Origin of the sequence: Sphingomonas morindae (assembly GCF_023822065.1) — a bacterium.
Lineage (GTDB): Bacteria > Pseudomonadota > Alphaproteobacteria > Sphingomonadales > Sphingomonadaceae > Solisphingomonas > Solisphingomonas morindae.
Window position 1 is genome coordinate 81,357 of record NZ_CP084930.1, and the last position, 13,371, is coordinate 94,727.

At 71.1% G+C, this 13,371-nt stretch carries 10 protein-coding genes and 1 tRNA gene; 2 read left to right on the top strand and 9 right to left on the bottom strand.

All coding sequences use genetic code 11. The features are described 5' to 3' along the window. Window positions 1–187: 187 nt before the first annotated feature. From LHA26_RS00385 to LHA26_RS00395, 3 genes are all read right to left on the bottom strand, one after another. A tRNA-Ile gene (locus LHA26_RS00385) sits at window positions 188–263 on the bottom strand. Window positions 264–277: 14 nt separating this feature from the next. After that, window positions 278–1,324 carry a polysaccharide deacetylase family protein gene (locus tag LHA26_RS00390; RefSeq protein ID WP_252166784.1) on the bottom strand — a complete coding sequence of 349 codons (1,047 nt, stop codon included), beginning with the start codon at window positions 1,322–1,324 and terminating at the stop codon, window positions 278–280. A gap of 11 nt (window positions 1,325–1,335) precedes the next feature. After that, the gene (locus LHA26_RS00395; protein ID WP_252166785.1) at window positions 1,336–2,991 is read right to left on the bottom strand and encodes a sensor histidine kinase; all 1,656 of its coding nucleotides are present in this window, start codon (window positions 2,989–2,991) and stop codon (window positions 1,336–1,338) included. Between the two features lie 210 nt (window positions 2,992–3,201). On the opposite strand from LHA26_RS00395, the gene LHA26_RS00400 reads away from it, so the two are divergent. Further along, entirely contained in the window at window positions 3,202–3,684 is a 483-nt protein-coding gene (locus tag LHA26_RS00400; RefSeq protein WP_437441226.1) for an Lrp/AsnC family transcriptional regulator, read from the top strand. A gap of 86 nt (window positions 3,685–3,770) precedes the next feature. Here LHA26_RS00400 and LHA26_RS00405 read toward each other — a convergent pair whose 3' ends face one another. Continuing rightward, complete coding sequence (locus LHA26_RS00405; RefSeq protein ID WP_252166787.1) at window positions 3,771–5,057, bottom strand: tetratricopeptide repeat protein; 1,287 nt, start codon at window positions 5,055–5,057, stop codon at window positions 3,771–3,773. A 188-nt stretch (window positions 5,058–5,245) separates the two neighbouring features. Here LHA26_RS00405 and yaaA point away from each other — a divergent pair, with 188 nt between their 5' ends. After that, on the top strand, window positions 5,246–6,001 hold the full coding sequence (gene yaaA, locus LHA26_RS00410) for a peroxide stress protein YaaA (protein WP_252166788.1): 756 nt from the start codon (window positions 5,246–5,248) through the stop codon (window positions 5,999–6,001). A 42-nt stretch (window positions 6,002–6,043) separates the two neighbouring features. Here yaaA and ntrX read toward each other — a convergent pair whose 3' ends face one another. The 5 genes from ntrX to dusB all read right to left on the bottom strand — a co-directional run bounded on the left by ntrX (window position 6,044) and on the right by dusB (window position 13,301). Beyond that, window positions 6,044–7,429 carry a nitrogen assimilation response regulator NtrX gene (ntrX, locus tag LHA26_RS00415; RefSeq protein ID WP_252166789.1) on the bottom strand — a complete coding sequence of 462 codons (1,386 nt, stop codon included), beginning with the start codon at window positions 7,427–7,429 and terminating at the stop codon, window positions 6,044–6,046. A 1-nt stretch (window position 7,430) separates the two neighbouring features. Beyond that, window positions 7,431–9,692, bottom strand: coding sequence for a sensor histidine kinase NtrY-like (locus LHA26_RS00420; protein ID WP_252166790.1), 2,262 nt, complete (start codon window positions 9,690–9,692; stop codon window positions 7,431–7,433). A gap of 77 nt (window positions 9,693–9,769) precedes the next feature. Next, window positions 9,770–11,215 (bottom strand): nitrogen regulation protein NR(I), encoded by a 1,446-nt coding sequence (ntrC, locus tag LHA26_RS00425; protein ID WP_252166791.1) that lies wholly within the window; start codon window positions 11,213–11,215, stop codon window positions 9,770–9,772. After that, entirely contained in the window at window positions 11,212–12,288 is a 1,077-nt protein-coding gene (locus LHA26_RS00430; RefSeq protein ID WP_252166792.1) for a two-component system sensor histidine kinase NtrB, read from the bottom strand. The genes ntrC and LHA26_RS00430 overlap by 4 nt, the downstream gene beginning before the upstream one ends. 8 nt (window positions 12,289–12,296) lie before the next feature. Then, window positions 12,297–13,301: a tRNA dihydrouridine synthase DusB gene (gene dusB, locus LHA26_RS00435; protein WP_252166793.1), complete on the bottom strand. Its 1,005-nt coding sequence runs from the start codon at window positions 13,299–13,301 to the stop codon at window positions 12,297–12,299. Window positions 13,302–13,371 lie beyond the last annotated feature (70 nt).

The following is a 13,371-nucleotide window of genomic DNA, read 5'->3' on the forward strand; positions in this document are numbered from 1 at the left end:
CCCGGCGCGGCAGCGACATACCGGTCGCAAATTCCATCTCTGCGCCAGGGATGTAGAGGTTGATCGCGGCCCACAGGTGCGGCCGTGGCGCGACGGCGCGCCGGCGCCTCGCGCCCGGGGGCACGCCGCGCCGGAGCCCCCACTTTCAAGCATTCCGCCATCCAGTGGGGGCCAAAACCAGAAACCTTGGTGGGCCCGGCAGGACTCGAACCCGCAACCTAGCCGTTATGAGCGGCCAGCTCTAACCATTGAGCTACAGGCCCCGCTCCGCCGGATACTAAGCCGGGCCGGCGCTGGCAAGCGGCAGGCCCGTGGCGCGGGCGCGCCAGGCGGCGGCGAGCAGGGCTTCGGCGGAGATCGGTTGCACCCCCTCGCGCGCCAGCAGATCGAGCACGCCGTCCCACCAGGCGTAGAAGCGCCGGAGATCGGCGGCGTCGCGCACATAGGGCGTGTGGCCCGGCACCAGCGAGGGCGAGTGGAAGGAGATGGAGAGGAGTTGCAGCCCCTCCTCCAGCGCCAGGCGGATCGCCAGGCAGGCGTCGGCCAGCGGCGTGCCCTCCGGGGTCAGCGGCAGGCGCTGCAACAGGCCGGTGCGCGCCAGCAGCCCGCGCCCGCGCGGCACGGCGTCGGCACGCCGGTAGAGGCGCGCGCCATGGCGCCGCAGACGGCCGCCAAAGACGCTGGTGAGCGGCAGTTCGAGCAGCAGCCGCGCCGGCCCGGCCCAGTGCGGCCAGGCGTCGCGGCCCGAGAAATCGGGGCCGCCCTCGTCGGAATAGTCGAACAAGGCGCGCGCCGAACAGTCCAGCCGATAGCCTTCCGCCTCGAGCAGCCGCGCGCTGTGCGGGCCGATGCCGTAGCGGCCCGCGCGATAGACGATCGGGCGCCGGCCGAAGCCCGCGGTCAGCCGATCGGTCAGCGCGCGGATCTTGGCCTGTTCCAGCGCCTCGGGCAGATTGCCGACAAAGCTGTTGCGCTCGGTGAGCGGCTCGTCGTGCGGCGGGTTGACCCAGGGGTGCAGCTGCGCGCCGATCTCCGCCTCGCCCGAGGCCAGCAACGGCGCGAGATGGCCGATCGCGCGCGGATCGGCGGCGACGGGATAGTCCAAGAGATAGATGGGCCGGACCCCGAAAGCGGCGAGCCGGCGGTGTGCGCCCGGCACCGCCGCGATCGTCTCGGTCGCGGGGGCCTCGCGGCGACGCGGGGCGGCCCAGTCAAACTCCTCCTCGGTATCGACGAAGACGAGGAAACGCCGCCCGATATCGGCGGGCAGGCGGACCCGGTCGATCGCCGCGGGCGGATGATCGATGCGTCCGCCCAAAGCCACCCGTCGCCCCCTCAGCCGGTCGGCCGTTCCACCTCGGCGGCCGCCTCCACCAGCGCCAGCGTGAACCAGCCCTGCTCGACGCGCAACTGTCCACCCGCAAGCTGCGCGAGACGGCGGACGAGATGGAGCGAGAAGCCGAGGCCCAGCAGCGGCCCGTCGCCCTCCGCGCCGGCCAGGCCGAAGCCGGGATCGAACAGCGCCGCCTCGTCCAGCGCGGCGAGCCGCGGCGGCCGCGTGACGCGCAGCAGCGCGCCCGTCCCCTCGGCGCGCGCCTCCAGCACCACCGTCTCGCCAGGTTCGGCGACGGCGGCGGCGGCGGATGCGAGCCGCGCGATCATGCGCCGCAACGCCGAGGCATCGCCGAGCGCGAGCGGCAGATCGGGCGCGATCGACCAGCGGAAGGTCACGCCCCGCGCGGCGGAGGCCTCCGCCTGCTCGGCGCAGATCGGCGCGATCAGCGCCGGCAGATCGAGCGCGGCGCGCTGCAGATCGAGCTGCCGCCCGTCGAGCCGCGCGGCGACGTCGAGATCGTCCACCGCCGTCATCAGCCGGCCGGCCTGCTCGACGATGCCGGCGGCGCGGTCGCGATAGGCGCTCGCCACGGGGCCGCGCATCTGGCGGCGGATCATCTCGGCGAAGCCGCCGATCGCGTTGAGCGGCGTGCGCAGCTCGTGCACCAGCTGGCGCAGCGAATCGGGATGGGCGGCCGCCTCGGCGCGCTCGTCCGCGCGCGGCCGGCGGCCGGTGCCGCGATAGCCCAGGAAGCGGCCGTCGCGCGGATCGAACACGGGCACGCCGGCGATCCGCCACTCGCCCGCCGCCGGCCCCTGCCCCGCCACCATCAGCCGCGCGTTGCGGAAGGCGGCGCGGCGTCGGAACGCGCCGGGCGCCTGGCCGTCCACGCCATAGGCGCCGCTCGCGGGGGTGGCGATCGTCTCGCCGATCAGCGGCCCGCGCGGCACGCCCTCCACCCAGCGGAAAATACCGGCGGAATCGGTCTCGAAGCGGATCAGGCTGGCGCGCTGCGCCGGCGCGGGGGGCACCGCCTCGTCCTCGCGGCGCGTGCGGAAGCGGGCGATGCGGCTGATGATCGAGCGGATCTGCCCCTCGCCCTCGCCCGGGGCGAAGGGCGCATCGCCCTCCTCCTCCAGCGGCAGTTCGGGCTCTGCCTCGTCATCGCCATCGTCGAAGCGGGGTTCGGCGCGCGCCGGCCGCGCCGCGCCGACCGGCTCGGCCAGCACGAAATCGCTCGCGCCGAAGCCCGCCAGCGCCGCCTCGACATAGCCGCCCAGGTCGCGCCGCTGGCGCAGGAACACGCGGTTGGCGGCCGAGAGCTGGGGCAGCAGCCACAGCCATTCATGATCGGCGAGCACGACGCGGCTGAGCAGCGCGCCGGCGACGGCGGGCACATCCTCGGCCACCAGCGCGACCAGCGCCGGCGCGAGCGGGCGGACCGCCAGCGAGGCGGCGGCATCGCGGCGGGCGCCGAGCGGCACCACGTCGCGCAGCGCGCGGATGCGGCCGAGCGCATCCTCCAGCAGCGCGTCGCCATCCTCGGCGCGGCGCTGGGCGAGCAGATCAAGCAGCTGGCGCCATTGCGTGACGCGCGCGGACGGACGCTCGGGCACGCGGGCCAGCACCGTCGCGAGCATATCGTCAAATCGCAAGCCGAACCTCCCGACGCCGCGCAACCCATCGCCCGCGCACCGTGGCGGCCGATCGCGGCCGCCTGTGACTAACTGACCGATAAAGATTGCCTATCCCTTGCGCGCATCGGCCACAAAGCCGGCGCTGCCGCGCCTGGCGCATAGTGGGACAATTGCAACCCGCGGCAACTTTATTATAGAGCCCTGATGCAAGGAGAAAGGAATCATCTCGTGCGCAGTGCGTCCCTGTTGCTCGACCCGATTGACCGCACCATCCTGTCCGAACTGCAGCAGGACGGGCGGATCACCAATGTCGAACTGGCGCGCCGGGCCGGATTGACCGCGCCGCCCTGCCTGCGGCGCGTGCGCACGCTGGAAGAGGGCGGCGTCATCCGCGGCTATCATGCCAAGCTCAATCCGGGCGCGCTCGGCTATGGCATCACCGTCTTCGCGCTGGTCTCGCTGCGGAGCCAGGCCGAGGAGGATCTCCGCGCCTTCGAGGCCCATATCGCCACCCTGCCCGAGGTGCGCGAATGCCATATGCTGAACGGCGAGATCGATTTTATCCTCAAGATCGTCGCGCATGATCTTCAGGCCTTCCAAGCCTTTCTCACCTCGCGGCTAACGACCGCGCCGCATGTCGCCAGCGTCAAGACCTCGCTGACGATCCGCACCTCCAAGGACGAGCCGGGCGTGCCGGTGGACCCCGCCTGAACGCGCGACGGCCCGGGCCTCGCCTGGCGAGATCCGGGCCGCCGGTCGGGCGACGCGCGATGGCGCCGCCCGCAAGGGGTGCGTGATCAGCCCGCCGCGGGCGCCGGCGCCGCCGTGGCCGAACCCTGGCCGACATTGGCGTAGATCACCCAATATTGCGCGAGCGCCTGGCGCGGGCCGGTGACGGCGTTGAGCGCCTGCACCGCCGCGTCCTTCTGGCCGGCGCGCGCCAGCGCCATGCCCAGCCGCAGGTTCACGATGTTGGGGTCGACGCCGCCCTTGGAGAGCGCGATCTTGTAGAGATCGGCCGCCTGGGCATACATGCCATAGCCCAGATAGGCGTCGGCGGTATTAAGCGCCTTCTTGCCATCGGCGCCGGCGCGCGCCGCCTTGTCCAGCGCGGGCAGCGAAGCCTTGTCGGCCGCGACCTTGGGCGCCGCGAGATTCTTGATCTCGTTTAGCACCTTGCTGTTCTTGAGCGCCTGGTTGTCGACCATGTTCGAGGCCATGCCCTCGTCGATCACGGCCTTGGCTTCGCCCGGGAAGCCCTTGTCGTTGGCGAGATTGGCATATTCGAAATAGTCGCGCTCGCCGGCCAGGCCGCCCGTGGCGCGCATCAGCCGCAGCGTGTCGAGATCGGTCTGCTGGTCGAGCCGGTTGGTGTCGCGATAGGTCTGCAGCACCGTGCGCCACGCCGCCGGCGAGGGATAGGCGCTGATCAGCTGCTGGCCATATTTCACCGTCTCGGCCGGCATCTTGCCGTCATAGGCGATGGCGAGCGCGCGGCGATACCAATCCTCGGGCACGGGCTGGCCGCTGGCCTTCTTGGCCTGGATCGCCTGGTCCACCACCGGCAGCGCCGCCTGGGGCTGCTTCTCGCGGAGCTTGGTCTGCGCGAGCAGGATCGCCGTGTCGCCATCCTGCGGATTGAGCTGGACGAGTTGGGTGAAGGCCTTGTCCGCCGTCGCCAGATCGTTGGAGTTGAAGGCGTTGACGCCGCGCACATTGAGGATCTGCTTGGTCACCTCGGGCGTCGCCTTGCCGGTGGCGAGGATCTGGTCGATGGCGCTGTTCTGCGTCGCCGCGTCATTCTCCTTGAGCGCGATCTGCAGCTGGATGAGATAGCCCTGATATTTGTCGTCGGGCGTGGAGGCCGCCTGGAGCAGCGCCGGCAGCGCCGCCTTGGCGCCGGCATAATCGCCCGCCTGCATCGCCTTCTGCACCGGCTGGGCCGCCTGGCGGAAGGCGGTGCTGAACTGCGCGCCCTGCTGCGCGGCCTCTTCCTTCTTCTTGGCGAGCGCGGGGCTGGCGGTCATGCCGGCGATACCCAGGGCCAGCGCCCCCGCAAGGGCAGTCGTCGTTGCGAACTTCATTCGGGAATCTCCTCCTGCAGCACCGGGGACGCGCCGCGTCCGTGGTGCTAGCCTTCGCCCTTGCCGGGTTCAAGCATGCGTACCGCCGAACGGGCTCGCGCCTGTCACGTGAACGCCGCTTGAACGCCGCGCGCAGCGATCGGAGCCATGGCATTGACGCGGCCTCCCGCTCTGCTAGCCGCGCAGCCATGCTCGCGCTCCTCTCGCCCGCCAAGACGCTCGATTACGAGCGCCCCCTGCCCGAACACGTCGCCGCCACACGGCCGCGCCTCGCCAAGGCGGCCGCCGCCCTCGCCCGCGCCGCCGCCGGGCTCGAGGCGGCTGATCTCGAGCGGCTGATGGGCATCAGCGAAAGCCTTGCCACGCTCAACCGCGATCGCTTCCGCGGCTTTGCGCGGGCGCCGCAGCGGCCCGCGCTCTATGCCTTTGCCGGGGATGTCTATACCGGGCTGGAGGCGCACAGCCTAAAGGAGCCGGCGGTGCGCTTCGCCCAGGATCATCTGCGCATCCTCTCGGGCCTCTACGGCCTGTTGCGACCGCTGGACGCGATGCGGCCTTATCGGCTCGAAATGGGCACGCGATGGGCGCCCGATGCGCCGAGCCTCTATCAGCATTGGGACGATCGCGTGGCGTCGCTGCTCGGCCGCGATCTCAAGGCGGAGGGATCGGGGGAGATCGTCAATCTCGCCAGCAAGGAATATTGGCAGGTGATCGCCCAGGCGCCGCCCAAGGCGCGGATCGTCACGGTGGAGTTCATGGAGCCGGGGCCGAAGGGGCCGCGCATCGTCAGCTTCCACGCCAAGAAGGCGCGCGGCATGATGGCGCGCTTCCTGTGCGAGCATCGGCTCGCGCGCGCCGATGATCTGAAAGCCTTTGACAGCGACGGCTATCGCTTCGCGCCGGACCAGTCGGACGAGGATCGCTTCCGCTTCCTGCGCGGCTGATCCCGCCGGGGGGTGCGCGCGGCGGGCCGGCGCGCGCCGCCGCTATTCCTCGCCGTCCTTGATATCGGCCAGGCCGAGCGACTTGAGCTTGCGGTGCAGCGCCGAGCGCTCCATCCCGATAAAGCTCGCGGTGCGCGAAATATTGCCCGAGAAGCGCCGGATCTGCACGCGCAGATATTCGCGCTCGAACGTCTCGCGGGCCTCGCGCAGCGGCGTTCCCATGATCGCGCGCGCCGCATTGTTGGGCGCCAGCTTCTCCTGCTCGGAAAGCACTTCGGGCGGCAGCATGTCGATATCGATCGAGGCGAGCCGGTCGCCCGGCGCCATGATGATGGTGCGCTCGACGATGTTGCGCAGCTGGCGGACATTGCCCGGCCAGTCATAGGTCTGAAGCGCGCCGATCGCCTCGCCCGACAATTCGGGCGCGGGCACCCGGCGCTCGGCGGCGTAGCGCGCGACGAAATGGCGGACCAGCGGCGGAATATCCTCGCGGCGCTCCGCCAGCGGCGGCAGATGCACCGGCACCACGTTGAGCCGGTAATAGAGATCCTCGCGGAAGCGGCCGGCGGCGATCTCGTCCTGCAGCGTGCGCGCCGTGGCCGAGACGACACGCACATCCACGCGCACCACCTGGCCGCCGCCCACGCGGGTGAAGGCCTGATCGGTCAGCACGCGCAGGATGCGCGCCTGGGTGGTGAGCGGCATGTCCGCGATCTCGTCGAGGAACAGGGTGCCGCCATGCGCCTGCTCCAGCAGGCCGGGCCGCACCAGCTCGCCGCCCTCCTCGACGCCGAACAATTCCTCCTCGACGCGCTCCGGGGTCATCATCGCCGCCGAGACGACGATGAAGGGCGCCGCCGCGCGGTTCGACCAGGCATGGAGCAGCCGCGCCGCCACCTCCTTGCCCACGCCCGCGGGGCCGGTGATGAGCACGCGGCTGCCGGTGGCGGCCACCCGCTTCAGCGTCGCGCGCACCGTGTTGAGCGCGGCGGACTGGCCGGTCAGCTCCTCCTCCTGCCCCACCTGCGCGCGCAGCGTGGCATTCTCGCGCCGCAGCCGCTCGGTCTCGGTCGCGCGGCCCACCAGCAGCAGCAGCCGCTCGGCCTCGAAGGGCTTCTCGATGAAATCGGCGGCCCCCCGCCGGATCGCCGCCACCGCCGTATCGAGATTGCCATGGCCCGAAATGACCAGCACCGGCAGCGACGGATCGCGCCGCTTGATCTCGTCGAGCAGATCGAGCCCGTCCAGCCGCGAGCCCTGCAGCCACACGTCGAGCAGCACCAGGCTCGGCCTGCGTTCGCGGATGGCGGCGAGCGCGGCGTCGCTGTCGGCGGCTGTGCGGGCGCCATAGCCCTCATCCTCCAGCACGCCGGCCACGAGTTCGCGGATATCCTGTTCGTCGTCGACGACGAGTACGTCGAGTGCCATGTCAGACGGCCTTCATGCGGGTGAGTTCGGGAAGCGCGCGTTCCTCATCGCCATCGCCGCCCTCGCCGGCGAGCGGCGCGAGCGTGGCGGGATCGAGCAGGATGCGAACGATGGTGCCGCCGCCCGGGCGGTCGCGGAAACTGATCGTGCCGAAATGCTCCTCCACGATCTTGCGGACGATGGCGAGGCCCAGCCCGGTGCCGCCGGCGCGGGTGGTCATATAGGGCTCGGTCAGCCGCTCGCGCTCGGCGGGCAGGCCGATGCCGGTATCGGCCACCTCGATGGCGATCCGCCCCTCCTCTTCCACGATCGCCATGGCGATATGCTCGGCCGCGCCGCGCTCCGGCTTCTCGACGATCGCCTCCACCGCATTCTTGACGACGTTGGTCAGCCCCTGGCCGAGCAGCCGGCGGTCGCACACCAGGATCGGCGAGGGATCGGGCGCGGCGAGATCGAAGCGGATGCCGGGATGCGCCACCTCGTGCAGGAACAGCGCCTGCCGCGCCACATCCACGATCGGCTCCGGCTTGAACACGGGCTTGGGCATGCGCGCGAAGGAGGAAAACTCATCCACCATCCGCCGCAGATCGCCCACCTGGCGGACGATCGTCTGGGTCAGCCGCTCGAACACCGCCGGATCGGACTGGACCTCGCGGCCATAGCGCCGCTGCAGCCGCTCGGCGGCAAGCTGGATCGGGGTGAGCGGATTCTTGATCTCGTGCGCGATCCGCCGCGCCACGTCGGACCAGGCGGCGCGGCGCTGGTCGAGCAGCTGCTGGGTGATGTCGTCGAAGGTCAGCACATAGCCGTCGGCGGAGGGCAGCACCGTCACGGCCAGCGTCCGCATGTCGCCGGCCGAGGCGAACTGCACCACCGCGTCGCGCGCCTCGGCGTCGATCAGCGGATCGAGTTCGGGCGCGATCTCCGCCAGCGGCCGGCCCACGGGATTATCGTCGCGCTGGGCGAGCAGCGCCTCGGCCGAGCGGTTGAGCAGCCGCACCCGCCGCTCGCGATCGACCGACAGCACGCCCGCCGACACGCCGCGCAGCACCGCTTCGGTCAGCGCGCGGCGCGCGTCGAGCTGGCGATTGGCGGCGACCAGCGCCCCCGTCTGCTCCTCCAGCCGCCGCGTCATGCGGTTGAAGGCGGTGGCCAGCACGCCGATCTCGTCGCGCTGCTTGGGCGCCGGCACGCGCACCGAGAGATCGCCCAGCGTGATCCGCCGCGCCCCCTCCATCAGCCCGGTGATCGGCCGGGTGATGCGATCGGCGACGGTGAAGGCGATCCAGATCGCGGCGGCGACGATCAGCAGCGACAGCAGGAACAGGGCCGCATTGAACTGGAGCTGGAGCAGCCGCGAGCGCTCGATCAGCTGGCGGTAATCGCCGATCGCGGAGCTTGCGCGCGAAGCCTGCTTCAGCACCAGCGGATCCACCCGCCGCGAGGCGTAGAGATAGATCCCCGCGCGCGCATTGACGACGATGTGCGATTCGATCCGGTCGGGGGCCGATGTCGTCACCGGCTTGCCACGGCTGAGCCCCGCCACCATCGGCTCGGGCAGGAGCTGGCCGACCGGGCGATCGCGGTTCAGATTGGTGAAGGCCAGCAGATAGGGCGCCCGGTTGGGGCCGAGGCCGATCAGCGCCAGCTCGTTGAGGTGGCGATAGCTATATTGCTGGGCGAGGAAATAGGAGAATTTGGGATCGTCGACGGGCAGCCACGCCATGGTGTCGCGAAAGTCGCTCGCCATCGGCACCATCTCGTCGTCGAGCCGCTGGATGCTCTCGGCGACATAGGATTGCGCGACGCGGTCGGCGCTCTCCAGCACCGTCCGCGCCTTGTCCGAAAACCAGAAGGACACGCCATATTGGAAGAGCAGCGAGGCGAAGATCACCACGAACAGCGTCGGGATGGCGGCGATCAGCGAAAAGAGCGCCACCAGCCGGACATGCAGCCGCCCGCCCGCGCCGCCGGCGCGCCGCCGCGCCACGCGCCGCGCCAGCAGCACCATCACGCCGATCAGGGGCACGAGATTGCCTACCAGCAGCAGCGCCACCAGCGGCGGGCTGAGCTGGCGTTCGGGCGAACCGGATTCGCGGATCAGCGCCCAGCTGCCGGCGAGGATCAGCGCGGCGGCGATCAGCGTCGCGCCTTCCAGCAGGCCGAACAGCGAGCCACGCCGGAAGACGAGTGCCAGACGCCGACGCCAGCGCGGGAGGCGCGCCGTCGGCAGGGAGGAGGATCCGCCGCTCTTGGCCATCATCGTTGCAACCCTACCACAGTCGGTGGCGGGTTCAACACAGATATGGGTTAACCGCGCGCGCCCTGTCCCGCTTCGGATCAGGCGCCGCCGCGCCGCGCCGCGCTGGGATCGATCGCGCGATCCGCCAGCTTCTTGCGCAGCGTGTTCCGGTTCATGCCCAGAAGCCGCGCGGCGCGGATCTGGTTGCCGCGCGCGGCGGCGAGCGAGAGGCGCAGCAGCGGCGCCTCGATCTCGGCGAGCAGCCGGTCATAGAGGCCGTCAGGCGGCAGATCGCGCCCGAAGCTCGCGAAATAGGCGACGAGATGCTGCTCCACCGCCTGGGCGAGGCCGGAGGCGTCGCCGCGCGGCGCCAGGCCCGGCTCGGCCGCCTGTGGCCCGAGCTGCGCCTCGATCGCGGCGGCGCCGATCACCTCCTCGCGGATCAGCACCGCCAGCCGGCGCATCAGATTTTCAAGCTCGCGCACATTGCCCGGCCAGCCATGCCGCGCCAGCCGCGCCACCGCCGCCTCGTCGAGCCGCTTGCGGGGCAGGCCGTCGGCGGCCGCGCGGTCGAGGAAATGGCGCGCCAGCTCGCCGATATCGGCGCCGCGCTCGCGCAGGGCCGGCAGCCGGATCGGCACCACGTTCAGCCGGTAAAAGAGATCCTCGCGGAACCGGCCCTCCTCGACCTGTCGCTCGATATCCTTGTTGGTGGCGGCGATCACCCGCACGTCCGCGCGGATCGGGCGGGCGCCCCCCACCGTGGTGAACTCGCCCTCCTGCAGCACCCGCAGCAGCCGGGTCTGCGCATCCACGGGCATGTCGCCGATCTCGTCGAGGAACAGCGTCCCGCCATGCGCCTGCTCGAAGCGGCCCGCGCTGCGCATGCCGGCGCCGGTAAAGGCGCCGCGCTCATGGCCGAACAGCTCGCTTTCGATCAGATCGCGCGGAATCGCAGCCATGTTGACCGCCACGAAGGGCCGCGCCAGCCGTGGCCCGAGATCGTGGATGGCGCGCGCGACCAGTTCCTTGCCGGTGCCGGATTCGCCCAGGATCAGCACGGTGAGGTCGGTCGCCACCACGCGCGCGATGGTGCGGTACACCGCCTGCATCGCCGGCGAGCGGCCGATCAGCGGCAGCTCCTGCGGTTCGCTCCCGGCGGCTTCCTCCGGCGCGGCGCGCCCGGCCAGCGCGCTCGTCACCGCCCGGCCAAGCTCGTCCAGGTCGAACGGCTTGGGCAGATAATCGAAGGCGCCGCGCTCGGTGGCGCGCACCGCCGTCGCCAGCGTGTTGCGCGCCGAAAGCACGATCACGGGCAGGCCGGGATGGCGGCGCGTCAGCTCGGGCACGAAGTCCAGCCCGTCGCCATCGGGCAGCACCACATCGGTGATGACGACATCGGGCCGGAACGGGCCAATCACCCGGCCGAGATCGGCAAGCGAGGCGGCCGTCTCCACCACATGGCCCTCGCGGCGCAACGCCTCGCGCACCACGGTGCGGATCGCGGCATCGTCGTCCACCACCAGGATGCGGCCGGCACTCATGGGCGCGCACTCCGCGCCCGCGGCAGGAAGAGGCGGAACACCGTGCATTCGGGATGGCCCTCGCGAACATATTCGACGATCCCGCCCATCTCGCCGATCAGCTTCTCGACCAAGGCCAGGCCGAGGCCGGTGCCGCTCGGCTTGGACGAGACGAACGCATCGAAGAGATGGTCGAGCAGTTCGGCCGGCGCGCCCGGCCCGTCATCGATCACCGCCAGCTCGATCGGCAGCGACACGCGCGCGCCGCCGTCCCGCGCCAGCGAGAGGCCGTGGCGATAGGCGGTGCGCAGCGTGATGGTGCCGCCCGGCCCCGCCGCCTCCGCCGCGTTCTTGAGCAGATTGAGCAGGATCTGCACCAGCGCGTCGCGGTTGCCGAGAATTTCGGGCAATGACGGATCGTAGGCTTCGCGCAGCGTACAGCCGGCGGCGAAGCCGTTGGCCGCCACGTCGCGGACATGGCCGAGCACCGAATGCACGTTGATCGGCGCCAGCGGGCGCGGCCGCGTATCGGTCAGCCCCTCCATGCGGTCGATCAGCCCGGCGATGCGATCCACCTCGTCGCGGATCAGCCGGGTCAGCGCCCGCTGCTCGGGCGCGGCGTCGCTCTCGAGCAGCTGCGCGGCGCCGCGAATGCCCGACAGCGGGTTCTTCACCTCATGCGCCAGCAGGGCCGCCGCCGCCGCCGCGGGCAGCACCCGCCCGGCGCGATCGCCGCGCCGCGCGCTGGCATCGTGGCTGGCGCGGCCATGGATGGTGAGGATACGCCAGCCCTTGCGCTCGGGCAGCGGCGCCACCGCGAGATCGACGCGCGCCGCGCGGCCGCCGGGCAGGATGATATCGAGATCGAAGGCGGCGAAGGGCTGGTCGGGCGCCATGCTCGTCAGCGGGTGGCCGATCAGCCGCTCGATGCCGCGCCCGATCAGCGCGGCGCGGGCGAGGTTCAGCAGCGTCTCGGCCGCGCCATTGCCCTCGCACACGCGCCCCTCGCCATCGATCACCAGCATGGCGACCGGCAGCGCGGCGAGCAGCTCGGCAATGGGCAGCGGACCGGCTGCGGAAGGGGCCGCGGCCATGAGCGGGATCAGGCGGCCGCCCGCGCCCGCCAGGGGCGGTAGAATTCGTCGAGCATCGCCAGCACCCGCCGCGCGTCGGGCTCGCGGTTCACCGCATTCCGGAAATCGGCCGAGCCCGGCAGGCCCTTGGTGTACCAGCCAATATGCTTGCGCGCCATGTTGACGCCCGTCTCGGTGCCGTAATGGCTCAGCATCCGCTGATAATGCTCGACGATCACGGCATATTGCTCGTCCAGCGAAGGATCGTCCAGCCGCTCGCCCGCCGTCAGCGCGCGCATCGTCTGGGCGAGCAGCCAGGGCCGGCCATAGCTGCCCCGCCCGATCATCACCCCGTCCGCGCCCGACTGGCGAAGCGCCTCGATCGCATCGTCGGGGGTGCAGATATCGCCATTGACGATCACCGGCACCGACACCGCGTCCTTGACGCGGCGGACAAAGGCCCAGTCGGCCGAGCCCTTGTACATCTGGTTGCGGGTGCGGCCATGCACCGTGATCATCTTGACGCCTAGATCCTCGGCGATGCGCGCCAGCTCGGGCGCGTTGAGGCTGGCATGATCCCAGCCCATGCGCATCTTGAGCGTGACCGGCACCGACACCGCCTCGACCGTCGCCTTGATGATCGCGGTGGCGAGCGGCAGCTCGCGCATCAGCGCCGAGCCGGCATCGCCGTTCACCACCTTGCGCACGGGGCAGCCCATGTTGATGTCGATGATCGCGGCGCCGCGATCCTGGTTGAGCCGCGCCGCCTCCGCCATCTCGGCCGGCGCGCAGCCCACCAGCTGCATCGAAACCGGCTCCTCGGCCGGATCCCAGGCCGCCTTCTGGATCGATTGCCGCGTCTCGCGGATTGCGGCCTGGCTGGCGATCATCTCGGTGACGTTAAGCCCCGATCCATAGCGCCGCACCAGCGTGCGGAAGGGCAGATCGCTGACACCCGTCATCGGCGCCAGGATCACCGGCGTGTCGATGGTGACGGCGCCGATCTGGATCGGCCGGAGAAGCGGCTGCGCCATGGTCTGAATCTGCCTGAAAAAGAGGCACGCGCCTAGCGCGAAACCGGCGCGCCGGCAAGTTCCGCTTTCG

What these genes read in the sequence shown, in the direction of transcription:
- LHA26_RS00405 (WP_252166787.1), bottom strand. Translation starts at nt 5,057, where the DNA reads ATGAAGTTCGCAACGACGACTGCCCTTGCGGGGGCGCTGGCCCTGGGT.
- yaaA (WP_252166788.1), top strand. Translation starts at nt 5,246, where the DNA reads ATGCTCGCGCTCCTCTCGCCCGCCAAGACGCTCGATTACGAGCGCCCC.
- ntrX (WP_252166789.1), bottom strand. Translation starts at nt 7,429, where the DNA reads ATGGCACTCGACGTACTCGTCGTCGACGACGAACAGGATATCCGCGAA.
- LHA26_RS00420 (WP_252166790.1), bottom strand. Translation starts at nt 9,692, where the DNA reads ATGATGGCCAAGAGCGGCGGATCCTCCTCCCTGCCGACGGCGCGCCTC.
- ntrC (WP_252166791.1), bottom strand. Translation starts at nt 11,215, where the DNA reads ATGAGTGCCGGCCGCATCCTGGTGGTGGACGACGATGCCGCGATCCGC.
- LHA26_RS00430 (WP_252166792.1), bottom strand. Translation starts at nt 12,288, where the DNA reads ATGGCCGCGGCCCCTTCCGCAGCCGGTCCGCTGCCCATTGCCGAGCTG.
- dusB (WP_252166793.1), bottom strand. Translation starts at nt 13,301, where the DNA reads ATGGCGCAGCCGCTTCTCCGGCCGATCCAGATCGGCGCCGTCACCATC.